This window comes from Streptomyces sp. NPDC001890 (assembly GCF_042891445.1).
GTDB lineage: Bacteria > Actinomycetota > Actinomycetes > Streptomycetales > Streptomycetaceae > Streptomyces.
In genome coordinates this window covers 127,789-150,311 of record NZ_JBIATE010000010.1, presented here as the reverse complement: position 1 = coordinate 150,311, position 22,523 = coordinate 127,789, and the positions used below count along the sequence as shown (strand labels likewise).

Annotated in this window: 18 protein-coding genes; 9 read left to right on the top strand and 9 right to left on the bottom strand. The window is 72.6% G+C overall.

Features of this window, described 5'->3' with window-relative positions:
- Positions 1–80 precede the first annotated feature (80 nt).
- On the top strand, positions 81–1,091 hold the full coding sequence (locus tag ACFYY1_RS24205) for a hypothetical protein (RefSeq protein WP_388588987.1): 1,011 nt from the start codon (positions 81–83) through the stop codon (positions 1,089–1,091).
- 192 nt (positions 1,092–1,283) lie between these two features.
- On the opposite strand, the gene ACFYY1_RS24200 is transcribed toward ACFYY1_RS24205, so the two are convergent.
- Positions 1,284–1,649 carry a PH domain-containing protein gene (locus tag ACFYY1_RS24200; RefSeq protein ID WP_388589165.1) on the bottom strand — a complete coding sequence of 122 codons (366 nt, stop codon included), beginning with the start codon at positions 1,647–1,649 and terminating at the stop codon, positions 1,284–1,286.
- A gap of 316 nt (positions 1,650–1,965) precedes the next feature.
- Here ACFYY1_RS24200 and ACFYY1_RS24195 point away from each other — a divergent pair, with 316 nt between their 5' ends.
- Genes ACFYY1_RS24195 through ACFYY1_RS24170 form a run of 6 tightly spaced genes read left to right on the top strand, consistent with a single transcriptional unit; the run spans position 1,966 to position 6,013 of the window.
- Positions 1,966–2,373, top strand: coding sequence for a WXG100 family type VII secretion target (locus tag ACFYY1_RS24195; RefSeq protein ID WP_388588984.1), 408 nt, complete (start codon positions 1,966–1,968; stop codon positions 2,371–2,373).
- Between the two features lie 13 nt (positions 2,374–2,386).
- Entirely contained in the window at positions 2,387–2,689 is a 303-nt protein-coding gene (locus tag ACFYY1_RS24190; RefSeq protein ID WP_388588983.1) for a WXG100 family type VII secretion target, read from the top strand.
- Positions 2,689–4,392 carry an RNase A-like domain-containing protein gene (locus tag ACFYY1_RS24185; protein ID WP_388588980.1) on the top strand — a complete coding sequence of 568 codons (1,704 nt, stop codon included), beginning with the start codon at positions 2,689–2,691 and terminating at the stop codon, positions 4,390–4,392. Before ACFYY1_RS24190 ends, ACFYY1_RS24185 begins: the two co-directional genes overlap by 1 nt.
- A gap of 11 nt (positions 4,393–4,403) precedes the next feature.
- Positions 4,404–4,988, top strand: coding sequence for a hypothetical protein (locus ACFYY1_RS24180; RefSeq protein ID WP_388588978.1), 585 nt, complete (start codon positions 4,404–4,406; stop codon positions 4,986–4,988).
- A gap of 22 nt (positions 4,989–5,010) precedes the next feature.
- Positions 5,011–5,310 carry an RNase A-like domain-containing protein gene (locus ACFYY1_RS24175; protein ID WP_388588975.1) on the top strand — a complete coding sequence of 100 codons (300 nt, stop codon included), beginning with the start codon at positions 5,011–5,013 and terminating at the stop codon, positions 5,308–5,310.
- A 13-nt stretch (positions 5,311–5,323) separates the two neighbouring features.
- Positions 5,324–6,013, top strand: a complete 690-nt coding sequence (locus ACFYY1_RS24170) for a contact-dependent growth inhibition system immunity protein (protein ID WP_388588974.1) — start codon at positions 5,324–5,326, stop codon at positions 6,011–6,013.
- 95 nt (positions 6,014–6,108) lie between these two features.
- Here ACFYY1_RS24170 and ACFYY1_RS24165 read toward each other — a convergent pair whose 3' ends face one another.
- From ACFYY1_RS24165 to ACFYY1_RS24130, 8 genes are read right to left on the bottom strand one after another with little or no spacing between them, the layout of a single operon-like run.
- Positions 6,109–8,694 carry an AAA family ATPase gene (locus ACFYY1_RS24165; protein WP_388588971.1) on the bottom strand — a complete coding sequence of 862 codons (2,586 nt, stop codon included), beginning with the start codon at positions 8,692–8,694 and terminating at the stop codon, positions 6,109–6,111.
- Entirely contained in the window at positions 8,691–10,067 is a 1,377-nt protein-coding gene (locus ACFYY1_RS24160; protein ID WP_388588970.1) for a hypothetical protein, read from the bottom strand. The genes ACFYY1_RS24165 and ACFYY1_RS24160 overlap by 4 nt, the downstream gene beginning before the upstream one ends.
- A complete protein-coding gene (locus ACFYY1_RS24155) occupies positions 10,057–10,734 on the bottom strand; it encodes a 4Fe-4S single cluster domain-containing protein (protein WP_388588967.1) in 678 nt (225 codons plus the stop codon). Before ACFYY1_RS24155 ends, ACFYY1_RS24160 begins: the two co-directional genes overlap by 11 nt.
- On the bottom strand, positions 10,731–12,293 hold the full coding sequence (locus ACFYY1_RS24150; RefSeq protein ID WP_388588964.1) for a VWA domain-containing protein: 1,563 nt from the start codon (positions 12,291–12,293) through the stop codon (positions 10,731–10,733). The genes ACFYY1_RS24155 and ACFYY1_RS24150 overlap by 4 nt, the downstream gene beginning before the upstream one ends.
- Positions 12,290–13,705, bottom strand: coding sequence for a hypothetical protein (locus tag ACFYY1_RS24145; protein WP_388588962.1), 1,416 nt, complete (start codon positions 13,703–13,705; stop codon positions 12,290–12,292). Before ACFYY1_RS24145 ends, ACFYY1_RS24150 begins: the two co-directional genes overlap by 4 nt.
- Positions 13,702–16,368: a hypothetical protein gene (locus ACFYY1_RS24140; protein WP_388588961.1), complete on the bottom strand. Its 2,667-nt coding sequence runs from the start codon at positions 16,366–16,368 to the stop codon at positions 13,702–13,704. The genes ACFYY1_RS24145 and ACFYY1_RS24140 overlap by 4 nt, the downstream gene beginning before the upstream one ends.
- Positions 16,362–17,570 carry a hypothetical protein gene (locus ACFYY1_RS24135; RefSeq protein WP_388588959.1) on the bottom strand — a complete coding sequence of 403 codons (1,209 nt, stop codon included), beginning with the start codon at positions 17,568–17,570 and terminating at the stop codon, positions 16,362–16,364. Before ACFYY1_RS24135 ends, ACFYY1_RS24140 begins: the two co-directional genes overlap by 7 nt.
- 29 nt (positions 17,571–17,599) lie before the next feature.
- A complete protein-coding gene (locus tag ACFYY1_RS24130) occupies positions 17,600–19,441 on the bottom strand; it encodes a hypothetical protein (RefSeq protein ID WP_388588956.1) in 1,842 nt (613 codons plus the stop codon).
- Between the two features lie 720 nt (positions 19,442–20,161).
- On the opposite strand from ACFYY1_RS24130, the gene ACFYY1_RS24125 reads away from it, so the two are divergent.
- Both ACFYY1_RS24125 and ACFYY1_RS24120 read left to right on the top strand, forming a co-directional pair.
- A complete protein-coding gene (locus ACFYY1_RS24125) occupies positions 20,162–21,046 on the top strand; it encodes a Gfo/Idh/MocA family protein (protein ID WP_388588954.1) in 885 nt (294 codons plus the stop codon).
- 294 nt (positions 21,047–21,340) lie between these two features.
- Positions 21,341–22,273, top strand: a complete 933-nt coding sequence (locus tag ACFYY1_RS24120) for an ArsR/SmtB family transcription factor (RefSeq protein WP_388588952.1) — start codon at positions 21,341–21,343, stop codon at positions 22,271–22,273.
- Positions 22,274–22,523: the final 250 nt, after the last annotated feature.

Below are 22,523 nucleotides of genomic sequence, written 5' to 3'. Positions count from 1 at the left end.
ATTCGGGGATGCGATGATGCACCTTCGGTGCGGCCGGGACGGCCTCGCCGAGTCGGCGTACCCGGGGGACGGAGACCGTCGTGAACGATGCCGGAGATGAGATCGCCGGGCGTGGGGCCGCCGCGCTGGAGTACGCCGGGACGGGCGGGGCGAGCGGGACAGGCGGGGCGGGCGGGACGGAAGCCGCAGACGCGCTGCGGGAGCTCGGGCAGGCGTTCCGGCGGGCCGCTTCGGCGCTGGGCGCGGTGGACGGCGGTGCGGGCGGTGCCCATGCGCTCGCCGCCCTGTACGACCTGGACGAGGCGCTGGAGGAGAGCCGTGCGCTCGCCGACGTGCTGCCGGGACTGCTGGCCGCCGCCAGGCCCGGGGACCAGGTCGCGGCCGGCACCGAGGAGCTGATGCGGCAGCTCGCCGAGGTCGCCGACCGGGTCGGGAGCGAACGTGCCGCGCTGGACGAGCTCGCCGCTGCCGAGGAGGAGCTGCGTGACCGGCTTGCCCGGCACGGGGCGCTGCGCCGGCAGGTCGACGAACTGCGCCGCCTGGAACGGCTGGTGCTCGCCCTGGACGCCCTCCAGGAGCAGCAGCAGGTCATCGCGGACCGGCTGGCCGCCCTGCGGGGCCGGGACACCGGGGTCGACGAGGCGCTGCGCACCAGCAGCGACGCCCTGGTGCGGCTCTCCGACGACCAGCTCGCCGCACTCACGCCGCAGACCCGGCAGCTCCTCGAACGGGCCGCCGCCGCGCAGCACGCACTGGCCGCCGAGGAACACGAGAGCCAGGACGCGGCCACCGAACTCGCCCGGTCCGAGGAGCGGTTGACGCAGATCCGGGACGCGTGCGGTGCGCGGATCGCCTCGTTGCGGAAGTACGCGGCCGTCGACCGGGAGCTGGCCCGAGCGCTGGCCTCGCCCCAGGGGGCGGCCGCGGGCACCGGCACCGCTCGGCAGCGGCTCTCCCTGGCGGAGGTGGAAGCCGCCACCGCCGACATCGAGAACCGGCTGCGCGCCGCCGACGAGGCGCTCCGGCAGGTACTGACGGAGCGTGAGGCCCAGGACCGCGAGGGGCGATTCACCGTCCCGTGGGCCGGCTAGCACTGCAATCACGGTTACTGGCAGGGCGGTTGTGAGCTCTACCGGTGACTGTGGTGATGTTCTGCTGTGTGTCTGTGGATCTCAGGTTGGGCAGATCGAAGCCCGGCAGAGCGCGGGGTGGCGGAACTCCGGGAAGGTGGTGCGGTGCGCGTTCCGACTCGCGGAGGCGAAGGCCTGGCGGCCGCTTGGCAGTCAGCGCGCGACGAACTGCGTCAGAATCGCCTGCACCTCATAGATGTTGACCCCCTTGGTGAAGGTCTTCTCCATGGGTGTCGCGCTCCCCGACACCCAGATCTTCAGCTCGGCGTCCAGGTCGAAGTGGCCGGCCGTCTCCACGGAGAAGTGCGTGATGCTGCGGTACGGCAGCGAGTGGTACTCGATCTTCTTGCCGGTCAGTCCCTGCTTGTCGATCAGGATCATGCGCCGGTTCGTGAGCAGGACGGCGTCCCGTATCAGCTGATAGGCGCCGTGGACCTGCTCGTCCTGGCCGAGCAGCCGGGCGTACTCCCGCGCCGCCTTGCCCGGATCGATGGTGTGCGCGTTGCCGAACAGTGCCACTGGGGTCCCCGTCATTCGCCCTGCAGATCTATCCTTCGGTCGTTCAGTGAACGGGCGAGTTCGCGGGCGAGTTCCCCGGCGCTCCGGGACCCGCTCGCGGGCGTGTGAGGTATCCCGGTCCGAATTGTGGCGCGGTCGCCCCCGACGCTGTCGGGCGGCCGTGGGACGGACACGGGGCAGCGATCGATCACGCGGTGATCATCTTCGGGTGCCGAACGTGGCCGACGAGGCCGACGAGGCCGATGACGCAGTTGATAGCGTGACTGAAGTGGCCGACGGGTAACCGGCGTTGGCGGTGGAATGCCACGGGGGAGCAATGAGCGGTGAAGGTGGCGGACAGTCCCGCCTGCGAGCATCCAGCGACCGGCTGACGAAGCTCGCCAATGACCTCGACGACATGCAGACGTACCTGGACAAGCAGGTCAAACGCATGGACGAGATCGTCGACAGCATCGAGGCGGGGTGGCGCGGCCCGGCCGCGAAGACCTACCGGGATCTGCACCGAGGAGTGGCCGAGGACGCCGTACGGATCCGCATGGTGATCCAGCGCCTTGAGCAGGCTGTGCGTCTGAGCCGGGACGGCTTCTCGGAGCAGGATCTGGACATCATGGAGCAGCTGCGGCAGGTCCAGACCGGGACGGATGTGAAGGCGGAGGTGGACGAGCTGTCGACGCCGAACACCGCACCGCCGACGGCTCCGAGCAGCCGGCTCGCCGAGTTCTGAGTACGGGGGAATGATGACGGACAACGAGCACATAACGGTCGACTTCGCGACGCTGCAACGGCTTTCCGGCGATCTTGAGGGCATCCTCAAGAAGCTCAACGAGCAGCTCGACCTGCTGTACGGCCGGGCCGAGAAGGCTGTCCTGACCTGGGAGGGCGAAGCCCGCGAGGTCTTCATCGACGAGCTCGACAAGTGGGACCACTCCGCGGACGACCTGCGCGCGGCGCAGAAGTGGCTGCACGAGGTCGTCACCACGGGGCACATCAACTACGCGGCGGCTCACCAGGCCGTGCTGCGGGGTTGGGGCGCCGCCTGATGAGCACCCCGCCCTCACCGTCGGCGAACGGCGGCTACGACGTCCAGCCGGTGCACGTCCACCATGCGGCCGACCTGCTGAAGGAAGCCCAGTTCGCCCATGCGGAGCGAGCGTTCCTCCTCGTCGACGTACTCAACGAGTACAACCAGAGCGCCGGTACGGGCCGGGGCGCGGACGCGTTCGCCGACGCCTACATGGAAGTCGCCTCGAAGTTCCTTGAAGTGTGGGGCCGCAGCGTGGTCAGCGTCGGCGGGGCGTCCATCGGCCTGAACCACACCGCCAACCACTACGTTCTGGCCGAGTGGCAGGTCGGCGGTGCGAAAGGTGCGCAGCCGAGGAATACGCCGGAGCCGGTGGTGATCAACAAGCCGCCACGGTACGGACCCGTCAATCCCATCAAGTGGTCGGGCACCGGGGAGGACGTCGACTCCTGGTGGATCTCCGGGGTCATCGGCGAGTTCCCGGACTTCCTCGCGGACATCATCAGACCTGCCATCGAGAAGGGTCTCCGCCTCGGCAAGGTGCACGAGATCACCCCGGGCATCAGGGAGGACGAGGTCCGGGACATGGCCAAGGCGTGGCGGAAGATCGCCTCCGACGGAGTGAAGGCCTCCGACGACTGCAACGCTGCCATCGCCGGGATCACCGATCCCAAGGACAAGGGCGAGTGGCAGGCGGCCATGCGGTCCTTCGGCCAGACGATCTGGGGCACCACGGCGTGGGGCCGGCAGCTGGACACCGCGGGAGAACGAAGCCAGACGGGACGCCAATGGCGTACCAGCAAGGACGTCACGCCGGACAAGAGGCGGCCCATCATCGACGTCCTGAAGAAGTCGGCGGATGAGATCGCGAAGGTTCTCGACCATCTGTGCGACGTAGGCGACAAGACCACCGCGTTCACGAGTCAGGCGGGAATCAACGCGGCGAAGGCCACGGCTTCGGAACTCACCGACCTGAGCTTCTCGAACCTGACCAGGCTGGCGGTCGGCGGGATCGTCGGGCGGATCGTGCTCTCATTCCGGTCCCACATGGACAAGGCAGGGTGCGACAGGGTGGTCGCCGAGTACCACAAGGAGTTCACCGAGGCCGCGGGCACGCTCAAGGCTCTTCTCCCGGAACTGGAGATCGCGAGCACGAGCGCGCCGACCTACCACGCCGAGATCGCCCGTGCCAGTGCCTTCGGTGCCCGCTCGCTCAACGAGTTCAAGAAGGAGCACCGGTGGCAGATCGGCGGGGAGAGCCCATTCCCGTACATGTACTCCCTCGATCTGGCGACGAACGAGGGGCTGAACGGCGCCCACACCATCGACAAACATGTGGGCAAGACGGACGATCAGCTTCTGCAGCGGATCAAGGACGAGCAGCGCGCGAACGGCAGGTACAACATTCTCACCGCTTCGTCCTTCCCCGACCTGGAATCGGCGCAGAAATACACTCAGTACAACATTCGCGAGAACACCCAGGAGATCCAGGACTGGCTGAAGAATCCGCCTCCGAACCCCTTGAACAAGTCCTTCACGGTGTCCGAGGTGACCGGTGAGGGCCCGCTCGCGGGGAAGGCCGTGACCGGGACCACCGTCGAGGTGGATGAAGAGAACGACGTGGTTAAGCCCGCCAGGGCCGCTCACGGGGTGACCACGAAGCTCAAGTACGACCCCGACCTCGACCCGCCGTTCGTCGTCTACACCTCGGCGCCTGAATGATGGAGCGAACCATGGAGGAAGACATGCTCGACGCTCAGGCGTGGTCGGATGCTCTCAAACTGTACGAGCGGCTGTGCACGTTCGTCGGTGTCGGTGCACGCGAACACGATGAATGGTGGCTGGACGCAGGGGCGATCATGCGGCTCGATTTCCAGGACCCGCGGGGCTGGGAGTCCATCGACCCGTACGAGGGAGAGGAGGAGCGCCTGGAGGACCCGCTGTTCCCGTGGCTCGGTACACCGGCGACCCCTGAAGATGTGGAACGCTATCGGTCGATGGTGTGGGAACTTCCCCGTTCGTCCGTGCGGTCGCTGATCGTCCTGCTCGGAGCCGGAACCAGCCGTACGGACCTCACGGAGTCGCTGAACTGGGAGAAGCGCAGGCCGGAGCGGGAGCGCCGGGCGGATGTGATCCTGTCACGTTTCGCTGGCGGCACCCGCTTCTACACCAACCTTTCCTGGAAGGGCGACCACCCCGACTTCTACCGCCAGTCCAGCCGGGGGTACAACTCCTTCAGCCAGTACGACTGGGACGCCGGGCTCATCGTCGTGAACGACGACGAAGTCGCCGTTCTCTGGAACTTCCTGTCCACCTGATCGCAACCAGCCGGGAAGCCGAGTGCTCACCAGATCCGCCACCTACCCCGACCGCGAAACCGCCCACTGGGCAACTCAGCAGGTCGTCACCCGCAACGAACAGCACATCCACCGCTGGCTCGCCCAGGGCACCCGCTCCCGCCTCACCATCGAGGCCGCCTGGCCGTCCCGCGACGAGCCGGTGGGCCGGGTCCTGCTCCAGGCGATGATGCTCGCCGGACGCGACCCGGTGGACGTACGGGCCGCGCGCGTGGTCCTCAGGCGTGAGCCGAGCAGCCCGCACGGCTTCGTCGTCCTCACCACCGTCCCGATCTACCTGTAGAGGCTGCGCCACCGTGTCCATGAAGCCCCTTGAATTCGACCGCCGCTACGGTGAGTTGGACCAGGTGATCAGCGCCTACCTGGGCATGTCCGCCGCCGAAGAGCCCGACAGGCCCAGCGAGGCCCTCCACGCCTACCTCCGCCACACCTGGCACACCCGCCCCTGGGCCCTGGCCACAGCCGAAAAGCAGATCCGCGACTACGCCCGCAATCCACCGGGCCGCCTGCGTCTGAGCCTCGGAGAGTTCTACCCGGTCCCGGACGTCGGCCTGCCCGAATCGGATGTCCAGAACTGGCTGTTCACCGTCGCCGACCACATCAAGCAGTCGATCGAGGACGGTGCGGCCCCCAAGCCCTCGGCCCCCCTGACCCATTGGGAGTGGCACGCCCGCTTCCCCGAACTGGGCCAGTTCCTGGGCGGCTGGTTCTCCCAGGACATGCCGGACGAGTTCGCGGACCACGAGGAGGCCGTGCGCGACTACTCCGAGTCGACCGACCCCCGACTGGTCGCCCGACTCGTCGGCGAACTGCATGAACTCCTCGCGCTTCACCTCGACGAATCCGATTACGCCCTCGCCGTGGCGGAGCTGGGGATGGAAGTGGACCCGCCACAGCCCTGCACCCCTGGTGACTGGCTGGCGGCTGTCGCGGATGAGCTGGGCAGGTTCCGGGCGGAGTACGAGGGGCCGGACGGGGCTGCCTGAGGGCTGTCCCGCAATCACCTTTCTGGTGCAGCGGTTGAGAGCTCCGCCGCACTCACCGCGATCCGTGCCCGCGGGCTGCGAGCAGGGGCCGCCGCTCAGGGCGGCGGTTCGGGGACGTCCTCGGGCAGGAACTCCGTGGGGACGGCCTGGCCGGCGCCCCCGGAGTCGTAGCGGGCGGCCATCCGGGCCTCCATGAGCTCCAGCAGGCCGCGGACCGTACGGGCGTTGCCGAACTCGGCCGGGCCGGCCCGGCGGGTCGCCTCCAGCCAGGCGGCGGCGCGGTCCGGCACACCGGGGGCCAGGGTGCAGCGCTCGCTCGCGGCCATCCGGCGCAGGATCTCGACCAGGTCGCCGATGCCGTAGTGCGGGAACTCCACACGGGTGGTGAAGCGGGACGGCAGGCCGGAGTTGGCGGCCAGGAAGGCGTCGATCTCACGGGGGTAGCCGGCCGCGATCACCACGAGGCGGCCCCGCCGGTTCTCCATCTCCTGGACCAGGGTGTCGATCGCCTCCTGGCCGAAACCCCCGTGCCGGGCGTCGCTCACCAGGCTGTACGCCTCGTCGATGAACAGCACCCCGTCCATCGCTTCCTCCACCGCCTGCCGTGTCTGCCGTGCGGTGTGCCCCAGATAGGCACCGACCAGGGTGGCGCGGCCGGCCTCCACCACATGGCCCTTGCGCAGCAGCCCCAGATCGCGGAACATCGCCCCGGCCAGCCGGGCCACGGTGGTCTTGCCGGTCCCCGGCGGACCGGTGAACAGCAGATGCGGCGGGGCGAACGCGTCCTGGCCCCGGGCCTGCCGCAGCCGCAGCCGCCCGGCCAGGTTCGTCAGCACCTCGCGCACCGGTCCGAGCCCCACGTACGCGTCGAGTTCGGCGAGCAGCTCCGCGGGGTCCGGCGCGGGCCGGCGCAGGAATGCGCGGTAGCTCGCGGGTACGTCCTCGGGGGTGACGGGTTCGGCGACCCGGCCGCGCACCCGGCGGGCCCACCGCTTGAAGACGCTGTCGGCGAGGGTGCGCATGTCGCGGGCGTTGCCGAAGGAGTCGCCCCGGACGTGGTGCATGCCCGTGATGATCTCCCGCAGGCTCTCCTCCGTCTCGTCCGAGGGCTGGCCGCCGCGCTCCGTCAGCCGGCGCAGTGCGATGGTGTGCAGGGTGTCCGGCGGGTAGTCGGGGAAGCGCAGGATGTTGTCCTCGGCGAACCGGCTCGCCAGACCCGGGTTGGCGGCCAGGAACTCCGCCATCTTGTCCGGGTACCCGGCGACGATCACGACCAGCCGGGCGCGGTCGTTCTCCATGCGCGTGAGCAGCGTCTGAACGGCCTCGTCGCCGAACCCGTCGCTCTGGTCGCTCAGCCCGTACGCCTCGTCGATGAAGAGCACCCCGTCCAGCGCCTCGTCGATCGTCGCGTCGCTCAGCCCCGCCGTCTGACCGACGTAACCGGCCACCAGGTCCCGCATCCTCGCCTCGACGACGTGCCCCCGCTCCAGCAGCCCCAGATCGCGGTAGAGCTCCCCGGCCAGGCGGGCCACCGTGGTCTTTCCGGTGCCCGGGTTGCCGGTGAACACCAGGTGCAGGGAGGGTGGTTCGGCCTGCTCGACCCGGCCGTCGGCGCGCAGCACCGCCACCGTCTCGACCTCGGCCCGCAGCTGCTCGAAGTGGTCCCGGACCACGTCCAGTCCGGGCATCGCCGCCAGCTGCTCCCACGGGCCGCGGGCGTCGGCCGGGGCGACGGAAGCGCCCGCCTCGCGCACCGCCGCCGCGCTCAACGCGGAGCCGGGCGAAGCGGCCAGCGTCTCCAGCGTCGCCATCCAGTTGCGTGCCTTGCGAGGATGGGTCGCCATGGCCCGGACCATGGTGTCCAGCTCCCGCCAGTCCTCGATCCGCAGCCCCGTGCGCAGCCGCACGGCGTGGATCAGCCGCTCCGTCTCGGCCGCCCGCGGACAGTCGATCCTGGCGGTGCCGGGCCGTCCCGGCTGCCGGGCCTGCTGGCGTACGTACGTCTCCAGCAGCGGGTAGTCGTGACACGTCTCCACGAACCTGGCCACGTCCTCCAGCGTCGGTTTCGAGAAGACCAGCACCCACAGATTGCCGTTGTCGTGCTGTGCGGCCCAGTTGGCCATGGCACCGGCCAGCGGCCGGGACGCCCGGTTGTAGCGCAGGTAGTTCTCGGCGTGCGGGACGACGACGGCCGTACGGATGTCACGCTGCCTCAGACAGTCGGCCAGCGTCATGACGGCGAACGGATCCGACAGCGCGGATGCCGGACGGGGCGGACCGGCGGTGGCCTCGGCACCGGTCCGGGCCGTGGGGCCGGGGCCGCTTGCACCGGTCACCCGGAGGTTGCCCATCGGGCCCCGCATGCCCGGGGTGCGCATGGTGCGCGGCCCGGGAGGCGGGAGCTGTTTCCGGGCGGGGTTGCTGCGGGACAGGTCGCGCGAGGCCGCGTCCCGGAAGTACAGCGGATGGTCCGTCGAGCTGAACACGATCCGCTCGTAACCGGCGGCCCGCAGCCGCCGCCACAGCACCTGCTCCAGGGTGCACACCTGGTAGGCGCTGTCGACGAAGACATCGCTCACCCCCGGCCCGTAGAAGATGGTGAACGGCTCACCGCTGCGCAGGTCGGCCCCGTCGAAACGTTCCACGACCGGCCCGGGGAAGGCGGGCGGTCCTTCGGTCATGCGCCGCCCTCCGCCGGACGCCGCGGCTGTTCGCGGTGGCGTGCGATGTCGGGCAGCCTCGGGTCGGGCGCCCCCGGTTCGGACACCGGCGCCGCCGGCACCGGATGGCCGTCGTCCTGGATCGCCCGGCTGACCATCTCGGCCCGGTCGTGGAGCTCGGCCTCGGCGGTGGTGTCGTGGTCGTACGACAGCACCCGCACCACGTGCTGTCCGGAGTCCCGGTCGGTCTGCGAGATGTCGAGCACGATCTCGTTGCCGTTCGCGTGGCGGAGCTTGGCGTAGTACGAGCCGCGCGGGTCCGAGTCCTCGTACTCGCCGTCGACGAACTCGTAGTAGGCCATCGCGGACAGGGCCTGGGTCACCGCGTCCGCCAGGTTCACCCGGATCTGCGAGGACAGATGCCGCAGACACGCCTGCCCCACGGTGTCGCCGAGCGCCTTCTCCAGCCTGGGCGCCTCCTCCTCCCGCAGCCGGCGGAGCTCCTCCGTGCCGGTCCGGTCGTCACGCGCGCCCGCCAGCCCCTGTTCGGTCTCCTGCCGCAGCCGGTCCACCTCGCCGTCCGACCAGTAGCCGACGTCCACCGTGTACCCGTCCAGTGGCTGCCCGTCAGGACCCACGACCGGCTGGATCCGGCTGCCCTCGATCGCGTTGGCCACCGTGACCAGGGCGTCGATCGCCGCGATCTGCGCCGTGCAGCGCTCCAGCTCCCGCTGCTCGGTCTCCGCCCGCAGCTCGCTGAGCGAGTGGTACGTCTCCTGCGCCATCGCCAGCGCCGCGTCGAACCTGCCCTGCGCCGCGTTCTGCTCCGCCGTCGTCAGCCGGCCCGTCAACCGGTCGAGCCCACCGGGCGCGTACCGCTCGTGGAGCCCCGCAGCGGTGATCGCCCCGGCCATCGCACGGGCGTCGGACAGCCAGGCCGCGACCAGCTGCCCGGCCCGGGTCCGGTCCTCCTTCCACCACTCGATCTCCGCGGACAGCCGGGCCGTCTCGGCCCGCCGCTCGGCGCGTTCGGCCGCGATCGCCCGCCGGGTCCGCTCCTGCTGTTCGGCCAGCCGCTGCCGGGTCTCCTGCCGGAGCTGCCCGGCGGACGCGGCCAGCTCCCCGCGCAGCTGAGCGGCCTGGCGGCTGAGCTGCTGCGCGGTGTCGGCCTCCAGCCGCCGGGTCTGCTCGCTCAGCTCCCGCACCACCGACTCGTGCCGCTGCTGCCGCTGCTCGACCTCGGTGAACACCCGGTCCAGGTCGGCCGCGGTCTGCTCCCGCACCGCGTCGACGAGGCGGGGGACGCTCCGCTTCACCTCCTTCAGCTGCTGCGCCTGGCGCTGGATGCGGTACCACTCCGACTCGTCGACCTGGATGCGCTTCCTACCGCTCATGGTGGGGTTCCCGTCCTTCGGATGCGTGGGGAGGCACCGGGCCGGCCAGCCGGGCGCGAACGGTGTCGACCGCGTGGTCGAAGGCGCCGATCAGGCCGGGCGGCGGCACCCCGACGAGCAGCGCCTCCGGTCCGCTGACGGCTATCTCGGCGGCCCGGGGCCGGCCCACGAAGTCGTAACCGCCGTCCGCGTACCGTGCGGTGAGCAGATGGACGCGCTGGTTGGAGCTGCCGCGCAGCCCCCGCCCGTCGTCCAGCGCCGCCACGTACGGCCCGTCGATCAGTACGTCGGTCTCGTCGAGGAGCCGGCGCACGCCGGGGCCGGGCGGCCGGCTCCGCAGCCGTTCCAGCCGGTGGCCGGTGAAGCAGATCACCGACACGTCCCGGACCGCCTTCGCCGCCCTCGCCACCTCGGCCAGCCCGGCCGCCTGCGCCATCGGCTCGCCGCCGGAGAACGTCAGGCCCTCGACGCGCGGATCGGCCAGCAACTCCTCGGCCAGCTCAAGCGGTTCGGCGCTCCGGGCCGGCCGGAAGGGAATCCAGTCCGGCGCCATGCACCCGGCGCACGACAACGGGCAGCCCTGGACCCACAGCACGGACCGCACCCCCGGCCCCAGCACCTCGGTGCCCACCCGGGTCGCCGCCACGTTCAGCGCGGTGCTGGTCACCGGGCCCACCCGTCGGCCGGAGCGGGGCCCGGGTCGGCGACATAGGTGAACGACACCCCGCCGACGACGACCCTGCCGCCCGGGGCGCAGGTGGCGACGGTCTCCCGGGCGGTGGAACCGTCCGGCGTGTACCAGATGCGCAGATCGGTCCGCGGCCCCTGCTCCGTGGACCGGAGCCTGCCCACGACCCGGCCGTGCCCGCCCACCGCGGGCGGCCCGAGCACCCCACGGCGGCCCGCCAGCACCACACGGTCCGGGAGCTGCTCGCCGAACGCGGGCGCCACCAGCAGCACACCGTGCAGCGGCGGCCGGTTGATCCGCCGCCACCACAGCCACGCCCCGACCGCCACCAGCACCAGGGCGGCCGCCAGCGCGGGCAGCAGGACCACCGAACCGGCGGTCGCCCGCAGCGGCACCGTCTTCCGCTCGACGTGCACCGCACGGGGTATGCCGAGACCGACGTCCGGGGCGAGCGGCCGCTCCCACGCCGATCCGACCCGGCCGGTCAGCCGCAGCGTGGCATCGGCGCGTTCGGTACGCCGGTACGGCAGCGGGCTCCCCGCCAGCCGGCCGGTCAGCCGCACCTCGAAGGTGCGGGACTCGCCCGGTTCCAGGGTCACCCGGCCGGGCAGTCCGGCGATCGCCACGGACGGACCCGTCAGGGAGGCCCGCAAACCGTCGACGGTCAGCGGCAGATGGCGGGTGGTGGACCGCAGGGTGAGCTTCGCGGTGGCCGATCCGCTGCTGAGATCGGTCCCGCCGGTGTCCTGCCAGTCGGCGCGCACGCCCCGCTCCGCGTCCCCGGCGAGCAGCCCGGCGGCCTTGCGGGCCCGCGCACGGTCGCCGGCGCGCGCCAGGTACCCGCCGAGGTCCTGGATGTTCTGCGGCCGGAGCACCGAGGTGTCCTCGACGACCTTGCCCAGCAGATCGGCGCCGGTCGCCCCGCTGCTCAACGGGAGCGCGTATCCCGCGAGTTCGGTGCGGGCGGTGAGGGCCTGCGCCCGCTGGTGCAGCTGGGTCCAGGGCGTGCCCGAGGCGGTGGGGTAGCGGGAGCCGCGCGGCGGGTGGTGCTCGCCGTCGGTGAGCAGCACGACCGAGGCCACCGGGGCGGCGCCGTCCCGCCCGAGCTCGGTCAGCGCGGCGTTCAGCGCGGCGCCGATGTCGGTGTCACCCGCCGGGTTCGGCCCGGACGGCAGCGACGCGACGATCCTCGCGGTGTCCCCGGCCGCGCCGATGTACCGGGGCTCCGGCCGGGAGTCGAACGTGAACAGCGCGACATGGTCCTTGGGCGTGAGGCCGTCCAGGAACCTGCGCAGGGTCGAACGCACGGTGTTGTAGCGGCCGCCCTGCGCCATCGAGCCGGAGGTGTCCACGAGGATCACATGGTCGCCGGGCGCCTGGTCCAGGGCCAGCGCCCGGTAGATCTCGGCGCGGGTCGGGTCCTGGCCGCCCGGTGCCGCGTGCGCGGCCGTCACCGGTGCGGCCAGCAGCGCCGCCGCGAGCACGACGGCGCATCCGCGCCCGAACCGGAACGCCCATGACGGGCTGGTGTGCTTCACAGACGCACTCCCTCGGGATCGGTCCTGAGATCGGTCGGCAGTTCGCCGAGCGGGAATTCCGTGGGCGGCCCCGCGCCCAGCGGACGCAGCACCAGCCGGGCCGTCCCGTCCACGGCGAGGCGGACACCCAGATGGAAACGGTCGTCCTCGGCGCCATCGGGCAGCGCCAGGGTGCGCACGGGCACGCTCACGGCGCCCTCGGGATTGCGCACCCGTACCTCCATGGGCCGCCCGGCCGCTGCTCCCGCCGGCCCGGTCCGCACCCGCAGCCGCTCCCCGCCCGCCTCGGCGAAGACCGCCGCGCCGCCCGGCTCCAGGAGCCCGGCCCCGCAGACCAGCAGCTCCTGGTTCTCCGTCAGCCCCGCCACGGTCCGGTGGGCGCCCACGCACACGGCGTACGGATAGCGGTCCGCCGGGTCGGCCAGGCCGGCCGCGACGAGCGCGGCGCCGTACACCGCGGCGAGCGCGGGATCGGTGCCGGCGGGCAGCGTCACCAGCGGCCACCCGCCGCCCGTCAGATGCCGCAGCAGCGGCGCGAACCGGGCCGTGCCGCCCACGGCGACCAGCCCGCCGACCGCCGCCCGCGCGGGCGGCCGTGCGGCTTCTTCAGCAGGAGAGGCTTCTTCCGCGGGAGCGGGAGCGGGAGCGGGAGCGGCGCCGTCCAGCGCCTCGGCCGTCGCCAGGTCCAGCCCGGCCGCTAGCCGGCGCAGGGCCAGGCGGACCGTGCCCGCGGTGATGTCGCGCCCCGCCACGCGGTGGACGGCGGTGGCGTCGTAGCGCTCCGGGTTGCGTCCGGCGCGGTCGAGGGCCAGGTCCAGACGGAGCGCGGCGCCGTCCTCGGCCCGGACCCCGGCCAGCACCCGGCGGCCCGCCTCGTCGCAGGGCAGGCCCGCCTCCGCCAGGAGAGCCGCCTCGAAACCGGTCCCGTACCCGTCCGCGGGCGCGTGCCGGGCGGACCCGGCGACCGCGACCGCACCGGCCGTCACCACGCACACCGACACCTCGGCCGCCGCCGCACCGAGGTCGCACACCACGTACCGGCCGGCCGTCGCCGTCCCCGCGTGCCGCAGCAGGGCCAGCACGGCGTGCGGGGTGCTCAGGACGCTCAGCGGCGGCGTCCGGCCGGCCCCGTGCAGCCAGGCCGACGCGTCGGCCCCGAGACCCGGCGACGGCCCGGACCGGTCCCGCCGCGGAGCGACGACCACCATCCGGCCAGGGACGCCGTGCTCCCGGACGTACGCGGAGCCGGCCGCGCGCAGGGCGGCGTCACGCCCGCCGCCCTCCCCGGCCGGAACCGGCAGCCCCTCGCCGGGGACCGCCCCCGGCAACTCGACGAGCTCCGGCTTCCCGTGCGCGCCCACCCGGGCGATCCGGGCGTACCGGGAGCCGATGTCGAGGGCGACGCCGCTCATGGACGCCCCCGTTTCTTGAGCCGGCCGAGGAGGCCGCGGGGCTGGTCGTCCGCCTGGTACTGCTGGGCGACGGTCCGGTCGTCGGGGTGCTCGGGGTGCGCGGCGTACCCGGTGGGCGGCTGCGGTTGCGACGGGGGCGGCGCGGCCGGAGCGGCGCCGGGGACGGGGCCGGCGGCCGGGTTCGGCGGCGGACGGTACGCGGGGCGCTGGGGCGGCCGGTCGTGGCCGGGAGCGGCGGCGCGCAGCGCCCCGAGGATCCGGCGGTGGCGGTTCTCCTCGTCGGCGCTGTACCGGACCAGCCGGTCGCGCACCTCCCGGTGGAACGGGCTGCTGCCCAGCGCCTCGTACACCGCGAACCCGAGACCGGGCAGCCGCTGGTCCAGCTCCGTGGTGAGCTCGAAGGCCCACCACGCCCCGAAGTCCCCGATGAGCGAGGCGATCTCGTCCAGCAGGGGGCCGGAGAACCGGCGGTCGGGGCAGGCGTCGGCGATGATGCGGCTGAACTCGCTCACCTCGGCGCGGCCGCGGGCGGCGACCCGCAACCGCTGCACCGGGCGCAGCCACCCCAGGCCGCTGCGGTAGACCAGGCTGTCGACCAGGTCGTCGGGGAGGTCGATACCGACCCAGCGGGAGTAGTCGGCCGAGGCGAGCCGCCGGGCCAGCCCGTTCCGCACGGTCTCCTCGGTGCTGGGCTGCCGGCGGATCCACCAGGACAGCACCGCCCAGGAGTTGCCGGGGTCCGGCTCGTCGCCGAGCAGCGCCTCGACCACCCGGTCCTTCAACGCGGGGTCGCTCTCCGTCCGTCGTGCGACCGCGGCGGCGTAGGCGTCGAGAACGGCGGGGTCGGGGGAGAGCCGCCGCAGCCGGGACATCGACAGGGCGAGCCGGGAATCGGCACCGTTCAGCCCGGCCAGCACCCGCAACAGGTCGGCGTCGGCGGCCGCTTCCGGCAGCAGGTCCGGTGCTCCGGGCGGCAGCAGGGCGTCCAGCAGCGGCAGTACGTCACGCTGCCCGCCACTGCCGACAGCCTGCCGCAGGACGTCCCACATCAGGCCGAACACGCCCGGCCGGCCGTGCTGACGCGCGGTCTCCAGAGCGATCCGCCACGCGTCCTCGTGCGCCGAGACGAACTCGGCGGCGTCGCCCGGAAAGACCTCGGCCGGACCGGTCTGCCCGGTCAGGACCCCGGCGAAGCGCAGCCAGCCCGGTCTGTTCTCGACGCGGACCTGCCCGGCGAGCGCCACCAGGCGCGACAGCGGCCGCAGGTCGCGGACCCGGTTCTGGTCCCGCAACAGCATCTGCAGCCAGGCCAGTCCGGCCTCGCGCGAGTCGACCAGGATGCGGTCGACCGCCTCGGAGATGTGCCCGAACTTGCTCTCCACCATGTACGCGAGCGACCCGACCCAGGCGGGGTCGTACCTCTCGGTGGTCGCCAGAGCGGTGAACAGCCGCTCGAACGAGCCCGGATACGGCCCCTCAAGACCGCGCAGCAGCTCCAGGTACCCCCTGGCCAGCGTGAGCGTCTCCTTCGACGCCGCGCGCGAGACGACATCGGCGGCCAGCAGGTCCGGGACCCGCGGTGTCCAGTGCCGGGTCAGCACGGCCCGCGCGGCCGCGCCGTCCGGTCGCCGGGCGCACTCGGTCAGGAAGGAGACGAGGATCCCGAGCCGCTGCTCGTCCAGCGACCCGGCCGCCTGCAGGTCCAGCAGCCGCTGTACGTCGTCGACCCTGCCGCGGCCCAGCCGGATGTCGTTCAGCACGGAGTCCAGCAGGTCCAGTTCCTGGAGGACGCGTACCGCCGTGCCGGGCTCGCGCAGCGCGACGGCGGTGGTGGCGGCGAGCAGATGGGCCACCACGTCGGTGGTCGACTCCCGTTTCGCCCGCACCCGCAGCAGCTCGCCGAGATAGGTGCGGGCCGCTTCGCCCTGCGGGGCCGGCGGGCGGCCGGTGCGCAGCGCCACCTCCTGCTGCCCGGTCCGCGCGGCGGCGGCGAAGACCAGCCGCAGACCGTGCTCGGCCTTGCCGGCCCAGGTGGCGCCGCTCAGCCAGGCACGGCAGCCGTACGGCAGCAGCGAGCAGACGGCGTCCAGCATCCGGACCCGCTCCGCGACGTCGGGGACGGCGCCGCCGGGCGGCGGAGTGATCACCAGCTGGTGGCCGTCCAGCAGCAGGGCGGCCATCCCGGCGGCCCACTCGAAGCCCAGCCGGTCCACGGTGTCCGCCAGTTCGGCGGCGGGGGTGCGCACCGGGGTCACGGTGGCGGCCCGGGGAACGGAGTCGGACGCGGCCAGGGAGACGGCCCGGTCCAGCGCGGTCCAGGTCACCCCGGCGCGACTGGCCGCACTCCATTCGAGCAGCAGCAGCCGCCAGGTGTAACTGGGCCTGCCGGTACCGTCCTTGGAGCCGTCCCAGCTGGTGTCCACCACGGCGCAGACCGAGCCGGTCTCTTTCTCCGCGCCGCTGAGGAACACCCGCCAGGGCAGTCCGCCGGCCGGCTCGCGCGCGTCCGGGGTCCCGGTGGTGGCGCTCCACAGATAGCGCTGGGCGCGGGTGTTCGGCAGGCTGCCGGCCAGCACCTCGTACCCCATGCTCTGGCCCGGGTGCTTGCCCAGGACCGCCCACTCGGCGGGCAGCCCCGCGGCGCCGGACCGGTCGCTCACCACGGCCGCCGCCTGCGCGCGGCCGTCCGGATCCGGCTCTCCAGCTCGGTCAGCGGTTCCAGGACGTTGATGGGTACGGGGGAGGTGCGGATCCGGGGGACGTGGTCGACGGTCTCCACATTGAGGTAATTGCGGTAGTCGAAGATGTGCTGGGGGTTGAGCCGGAAGCCGATCGCGGAGGAGACGTAGTACGAAATGCGCTGCGGGTGGAAGAAGTTCAGCAGCCCGTCCCGTACGAGCCGGGCGTTGGAGCCCCGGAATTCGTCGCACAGCCACTGGAAGTAGGGGGCGGCCTGCTCGGCGGGCACCCGGGGCAGCCGGGAACCCACGGAGTCCTGCGTCACCCAGCCCGCCTCCACCGCCGGGCGGAACACCTTGGGGTCGTCGAACTTGGTGACGCAGACGGAGACGTGGTGCGGCAGCCGGTTGCGGTGGAGCCGGCCCGCGTTGCGGACCCGGGTGTTGAGCTCATTGAGCATCGAGTAGAGGAAGTCGAAGCTGTTGGTCGACTGCTCGCCGTCGAGCAGCGGGTCGAAGAGGTAGATCAGTCCCTGGGAACGGGTCAGCTGGTCGAGGACCCGGGGGCGCAGGGCGTGCTCGACGTCCCTCCCGTACACCTCGCCCGCCACGTCCTGGACCTCCAGTACGAAGCCCACGTCGCGGCGCCTGCGGAACGAGGCGTTCGCCGTCTCCTCGCCCTGGAAGGACCAGGACAGCGACCGCACGCCCACGGTGGCCTCCGGGAACACCCGGTCGCTCGCCAGCTGGGTCACCCCGGAGGTGAGGAACTCGTTGGACTCCGGATTCATCCCGCTGATCACCCAGTTGGGGCGGCCCTGGCGCTGCTGCTGCATCGCGGCGATGGGCATCGCGGCCAGATAGGACGTCTTGCCCGAGCGCGGAGCGCCCCACAGCGCGATGCGGATCCGGTCGTTGCCGGCGGCCGCCATCCCGCCGGGGGGCCTCGGGACCTCCTCCGGTTCCAGGGAGCCGTCGAATCCGGAGTACGAGGGCTGCGAGGCGGGGTGGTCGGGGTAGTACTCGGTCCCCGTCTCCTCCGGGCGGTCGGCGGACCGCGGGGCGGGGTCGGGCCAGTGCAGGGTGGTGTCCTCCGAGAAGGAGCGGGGCGGCTGTGGGTCCTCCGGTGCGGAGGGGGCGCCGGGGTCCTGCGGGTCCTCGTTGGGGTCGTAGTACGGAACGGACATGGTGTTTCTCCTCGTACCGGAACGGCGGATCACAGCAGGGGAGTGGCCAGGGCCAGGCGGCAGGGCGGGCCGTCCCACCGCCATGCGGGAGCGAGTGCGTCGGCCACGGCGGCCGCGCTGTCCTTGCCCCGGAGGAAGGGACGGCCGTCGGAGAGCGTGTCCCACGCGGCGGCGGTGTAACGCTGCACGGGACCCGCGGGGCCGTCCACGTGCGGCTGGGCGCGGTCCAGCCGGGTCATGACCCGGACCCCCCGGGCCCGCAGGCTGTTCAGCTCGGTCCGCCAGTCGGCGCCGAGCGGACAGGACGGCACCACGTCGTGCTGCGCGGGCAGCCCGGGCGGGCGGCGGCCGACGATCAGTACGGCGCGCTCGGCACGGGGATGCGGGGCGTTGTCCGTACCGGCCAGGGTGAGCCGGACCTTTCGCAGCGCGTCCTCCAGCGAGGAGGCCGTGTCCTGTTCCCGCCGCGCGGGCCGCCAGCCGGCCAGGGCGGACCGGGCCGCCGTGGCGGGTCCGGGCGGGACCGTCAGCAGCAGCACGGAGCGTGGGGTGTAGCTGTTCTCGTGGACGACGTGGTCGTAGTGGCCCACGACGCCCACGCGCAGGCTCCGGCCGGAGCCGGGGCGGCGGGCCAGGGCCGCGATGACTTCCCGGGCGAACGCCAGCCGTTCCGCGGTCTCCGCCGGTTCGGCACCGCTCATCTCCACGGTGAGGACGACTTCCAGGGCGGGGGGACGGATGATGCCGCGAGGAAGACGGCCGACCAGCACGGAGACATCCGCCGGGCGGTCGCCCGCGGCGCCGCCCGTCGCCCCGCCGTTCGGCCGCCCGGACTCCGGCCCGCCCGTCGCCCCCGTGTCCGGCGCCCCGGACTCCGGCCCGGCCAGCGTCACTTCCCCCGGGCCGCGCAGCACGAACGCCAGCCGCGCCGGGGCGAACGCGGTGAGCGCGGTCTGCCGGGCGGACAGCACCACTGTCCCCGAGCCGCCCCGGGCCGCGGCGGCCAGCACCGGCAGCACCACCGGCACCCGGTCGGCGGGCCCGCCGAACACGGTGATCTCCGCGGTCGCCGTCTCCCCGGGCCGGAGCCGGGAACCGGCGGGAAAGAGCACATGGGTGTGGGTGCGAACCGTGCCGGTCCCCTGATCGACCCGGGCGAGCAACAGCGTGTGGTCGGCCCGCAGCGGCGCCGTGCGCAACGCCTCGCGCACCACGTCCCGGGTGTCCCTGCCCGGCGCGCCGTCCGCTCCCGCGGGCGCCGGGCCGATCTCGGCCCGCGGCGGGTACGCGGCGCGGAGCAGGGCCACCGCCCGGTCCAGCAGGGCCCAGCCGGAGCGGCGGTTCAGCAGCACGATCGAGCGGGCGTACGGGGGCGGGACGAATTCCCGGAGCCACCGTGTCACCGCCGTGTCGAAATCCCGGCGGCCGGATACCGGGAGCGTGCCGATTCCACCCGCGAGCTGGAATCGGAGAAATTCCGGACGGTGGTCGAGCGAAGGAACGACCGACGACCACTTCGTGGTCCCGGCATCGATCTGTTGGGGTATTCCGTACGCGTCGGTGACGGCCTTGATCACGTTTATGCAATCGGGAGTGAATTCGACGAAGAACAACGCGTCGACGCCGCCGTCGATCAGATCGGCGAGGGCCTGCCGGCCCTGTGCGGAGTCATGCTCCGGGAGTCCTCCCGGGTGACGGGGCCACCGCTGCCGAGTCCGCTCCCCGGGCTCGGCCGGACCGCCCCGCAGCAGCGCCGCGGGCCGCGCCGCGCCGTCCTCGCCGGCGAACGCCAGCTCCGCCGCCCCTGCGTCCCAGGCGCGTTCCGCCGCCCGCAACGCGGCGGTGGCGGACTCCTGTTCCTCCGCGGTCATTTCCCCCAGGACCGGATCCCCGTACATCCGCCATCCGCAGAGCACACAGAGAGCCGCGCCCTCGTCAGGTGTTCCGCAGACCGGACATCCTCGTTCGATCCTTCCGGTCAATGACCCCTACCCCCTGATCGCACGGTCGGCCGACCCGATGAGGACCTGGTCGCGCGCCGATCGCCGTTCGGAACAGTTGCCGGTCCGGCCCGGTTCGGCCCGGTCCGGTTCGCTCCGGTCCTGTCCGCACGCATCCCCCTGCACAGGGACGCCGACTCGAATAGCGCGGTTCCGGAGGCTTCATGCTGGCATAGGGCGAGCGGAATCCGTGAGGGTTTGGATGCGAAGAGTCAGTAGAACTATTTCCGGGTTCGAAACGGCTTGAAACAGGCGCTCAATATATTCTCATCCCCGCAGAATGTTTCATTGATCAAAAGTGTCGCCTTGGTGCCATTTGGCCCGGTTTGGTGCGGCGCCGGACGAGGCGGAACAAGGCGGATCAGGAGCGGAGCAGCCGGTCGAGGGGCCCGTGGCCTGCTCTTCGACGGGACTTCGGACGCCTGGACGGCTGTGCGAAACTCGACCGTGCGCCATGCCGCACCGGCCGGGCCGCCCGCTCCCCGCCGGCCGGGTTCCGGTCAATCGGGTGCGGCGGGCCGCCGCGGGGCGACCCCGGCCCTGATCCGCCGGACAGGCCCGGGCCTGTCACCTCGAAGGGAAGCTCTCCGGATGCGCATCGGGATCGTCGGCACCGACAACAGCCATGTCGACCAGATCGTCCGCCACCTCAACGTCGAGAAGGCCGGCGGCGACGCGCGCGTCGTGGCGCTCAGCGGCGGGCGCGGCCGGCGCAACGTCACCCTGGCCGGCACCGGAGGGATACCGGCGATCGTCGACGAGCCGGCCGCCCTGCTCGGGCTGGTCGACGCCGTCGTCGTCGCGGACCGGGACGGCGCGAACCACCGGGACCAGGCGGTCCCCTTCCTGGCCGAGGGCCTTCCGGTCTTCGTCGACAAGCCCCTCAGTCGCACCGTCGCGGACGCCCGGGTCATGATCGACACCGCGCGCGCCCACGGCGCGCCGCTCACCTCGTCCTCGGCGCTGCGCTGGATCCCCGACACCGAGGCGCTGGTGGCCCGGTCCGCACCGGGAGGCCGGCCGGAGCTGGTCGTGGTGTCCGGGCCCGCCGACCCGGCCGGCGACCACGGCGGGATCTTCTTCTACGGCATCCACGCGGTGGACATCGCCCTCCGGCTCGCCCCCGGCGAGATCTCCGGCGTACGGACCGACATCACCGGCACCACCGTCGTCGCATCGTTCACCGCCGGTGACACCCGCGTCGTGGTGAACCTCGTCAGGCCCGGCAGCGCGGATCAGATCCCCTTCCACGCGATGACGTTCACCCGGCAGAGCATGGTCCAGCAGACCCTGACCCCGGGCGCCGACTACTGCCTGCCCGGCCTCGAAGTGTTCCTGGAGATGGCGCGCACCGGCACGCCGCCGATCGGCCACGGGGACCTGCTGCGCCCCATCGAGGTCTTGGAGCCGGTCGCCGGCGCCCTGCGCGAGGCATCCGGCACCACACCGCGCGAGGCGTCCGTCGACGCCCGCTGAGCCGCGCGCATCCCACCGCCGGGCCCCGGGGTGCGGTGCTCCGTGATGCCCGCACCGGGTTGCCGGCGGGCGAAGGGAAACGGTCCGACAGGCGTACCCCGCAAGGCGGTTGGCGTCCGGGGGTCACCGTACGCGCGCGTCGGTTGGCCTGGAGTGATACCGCTGTGCCCTGGGTCACAAGATCCTTGACAGTCGCCGGACAGGTGCCGAAAGCTCGTCCATCATTGGTCTGGACCAAAACGGATGGGCGGGGTTCATGTTCGAGCTGTCACGCGCTTGCGCCGTGGAGGGCTGATGGACCGGCAGCTGTCCGACGTGCGGCTGGCGTTGTGCGAGCTGTGGCAGGCGTTCGGCGCCGCCGCGCTGCTGGTCCGGTTCGGCCCCGACGCCCCCTGGCCGCACTCCTCCTGGGCCCGTGAGGCACACGGTGCGCTGACGCCGCGGCTCAGGTCGATGGTCGCCCTGGCCCGGCCGCGCGGGCGCATTCCCTCGTTCCTGACCGGGGGCGTCACCTCCCGGAAGGCGAGTGTCGCGGACGAGCTGGACGGCCTGGCGCGCGCCTCGGCCGGTCTGGTCCGCGACGAGCTCGCCCGCGAGTACCCGCAGGCGTTCAGCGACCCCCTGATCGCCGCCATGATCCGCGAACCCGAAGTCCAACTCCGTTACCTCTCCTTAGAGTTGGCCAACTTCTGGCGATCCGCGATCGAGCCCCGCGGGGTCGGCCTCGCGCGCTCGCTGGAGGAGGAGATCCTCTTCCGCTCGCGCACCCTGGCGATGGGAGGGGGAGCGGCACTGCTCCGCGATCTCGGACTCCCGGTCGAGCGCACGGACGGTGCGGACCGGGTGACCGCCGTGCCGATGCTCTACGCGGACGGCACCCACTGGTGGTCGGTCGCCGGCGGGCGGACCGTGGTCGCCTTCGCCGCGCGGGGAGCGGGGCTCCTGCACACCGATCCGGAACGGGGCGGCGCCGCGCCGACCCCGCGCGAGGACCGGCTGGCGATCCTGCTGGGCCGGGGGCGTGCGTCCGTGGTCCGTGAACTGGCCGTACCGATCACCACCTCCGCGCTCGCGGACCATCTGGGGCTGGCCGCGAGCACGGTCTCGCAGCACCTCTCGGCCCTCGTCTCCGCAGGTGTGGTGCAACGCCACCGGGCCGGCACCCGGGTCCTGTACGAGCTGAACCGCTCGGGTGTGACGCTGACGCAGGTCCTGATGAATCAGTGAGACCGGCGGCACCGTCGAGCACGTGTGACAGACAGTCAATTCACGTGCCGAAGAGGCCGTTCCGAGGTGATTCGGCGTACACCGAAAGGCTTGTCTGCCGTCTTGCGGTCGACAAAAGTCGAGGTGGGGAGCTGCTCGGGCCACGTCCGTCACCTGGTCCCGACGCCCCGCACCGACGCCCGCCGGCGGTGCCGGCCGCGCCGAGGCCGCTCCCCGGCACCCACTGCGGTGATCGGCCCGGACCGGATGC